The organism is Mycobacterium sp. THU-M104 (assembly GCF_049197365.1).
Classification (GTDB): Bacteria; Actinomycetota; Actinomycetes; order Mycobacteriales; family Mycobacteriaceae; genus Mycobacterium.
In genome coordinates this window covers 1-1,463 of the sequence record NZ_JBMIOP010000199.1, presented here as the reverse complement: position 1 = coordinate 1,463, position 1,463 = coordinate 1, and the positions used below count along the sequence as shown (strand labels likewise).

The following is a 1,463-nucleotide window of genomic DNA, read 5'->3' as shown; positions in this document are numbered from 1 at the left end:
CTGGGCTGCGCGGTGTTCATGACCTGCAATCATTTCCTGACACCGGCCACCCAGACCAGCCGACCCGCCGACCACCCAAAAATCAGTGGATCCCTAGTCGTTGACACCCTCCCGCAAGCGGGTGTGATGAGCCCTGTGACAATCAACGCTACGAGCGACGTGCGGGACACCGTCCTCGCTCTATGGCAAGCACTTTCGCAGCGGGACTGGGACGCGGTCAAGATTTTTTATCCGACGACTGCCTTTACGTCGACATGCCGGTCCCCGCGCTGGCCGCCCGCGGCCCCGACGACATCGTGAAGCGGCTGAAGATGGGGCTCGAGCCGCTGGCCGGCTACGAGAACCACGACGGCGTGCTGGTGTGCGACGGTTCTGATGTCCTCTACGGGCATTCGGAGACGTGGACTTTCGCGACGGGAGAGCAGAGAGCACTGCGGTTCGTCACGGCGCACAAGGTGGTGGACGGCAAAATCACGGTCTGGAACGACTATTGGGACATGAACTCCCTGGTGGCCTTCGCTTTCCCGAACCACTTCGAGAACCTGGCGAACGCGGATGTGAGCTGCGCTTTCGATGCGAGCGCGTTGGTCTGAGGGGGTACCTGAGCGGGTTCGTTCTCACCCGACCGCTGACGCGACGAGCGTCGCGGGCATGGCCGACTCGATCCGGGAGGCGGACGCCATTGAGGCGCATGCGGATGGCCGCTACAACATCTTGAGCGACGATTCTGCGTGTGCTCCGAAGCCGGATCGCGACAACGATGGACTCGCTTGCGAAGCTTACAATCAATGCTTGAGCGTCTGGTGATTGTCCTATTGACCTTCGGACTCCCGAATCCCCGGATGGCGCTGCACTCTCCAGAGATATCGCGTCTGTCAGTAGCGTCCGGGCTATCGCGGCCGTGTCCATCCCAGGCCTGAAAAAGTACACAATGCCGCGGTAGGGCCTCCATACTCTTTATCTCTGACGCGCAAGAAATACTCTTGACAGATCCTCGCCGCACAGGGCGTGCGAACAGGAGAACGACGATGACCACCAGCGACGACGACGATCAGCCCGCGACGGCCGCGGCGCCATCCGACGACGCGACCACGAGGGCGACCACAGCTGGCCGGGCAGCCTCCGAACTGGCGTGGTCCCAGGAAGATCCCGAAACGGTGTCGCTGAACCGTCCGTGGCGGTCGGCATGGATCCTCGCCGGTGTCGGGGTGGTGTGTGCGGCGGTAGCCGCGGTCATCATCGCGGGGCTGGGCTTGCCAGGCAACAGCGGTGCCCGCCAGGAGTCGCCCCGGCCGGGGAATGCCGAGGCGACCACACCGCCTTCGTCGGCGGCCTCCGCCGGGCCTTCATCGTCCCCTGGTGCGCAGTTGTCTTTCGTCCCGGCGGCGCCGGAACAGTTGGCGGACGCCGCGACAGCGGCGGGGGAACTGGCCACCTTGGCGATCAAGGGCCGCGCGCCGAAA

Annotated in this window: 1 protein-coding gene and 2 pseudogenes; all 3 read left to right on the top strand. The window is 64.3% G+C overall.

Going from position 1 to position 1,463, the window contains the following annotated elements:
* The first annotated feature begins 126 nt into the window (after nt 1–126).
* A pseudogene (locus ACOJVU_RS15710) lies at nt 127–593 on the top strand (nuclear transport factor 2 family protein).
* Nucleotides 574–807 carry an excalibur calcium-binding domain-containing protein gene (locus ACOJVU_RS15705; RefSeq protein ID WP_421530626.1) on the top strand — a complete coding sequence of 78 codons (234 nt, stop codon included), beginning with the start codon at nt 574–576 and terminating at the stop codon, nt 805–807. Before ACOJVU_RS15710 ends, ACOJVU_RS15705 begins: the two are co-directional and overlap by 20 nt.
* A 221-nt stretch (nt 808–1,028) precedes the next feature.
* Nucleotides 1,029–1,463: pseudogene (locus ACOJVU_RS15700) on the top strand (hypothetical protein); the annotation flags it as partial.

Bases quoted from the DNA above. Each gene is read 5' to 3' on its own strand.
- ACOJVU_RS15705 (WP_421530626.1), top strand. From the start codon at position 574: ATGCGAGCGCGTTGGTCTGAGGGGGTACCTGAGCGGGTTCGTTCTCAC.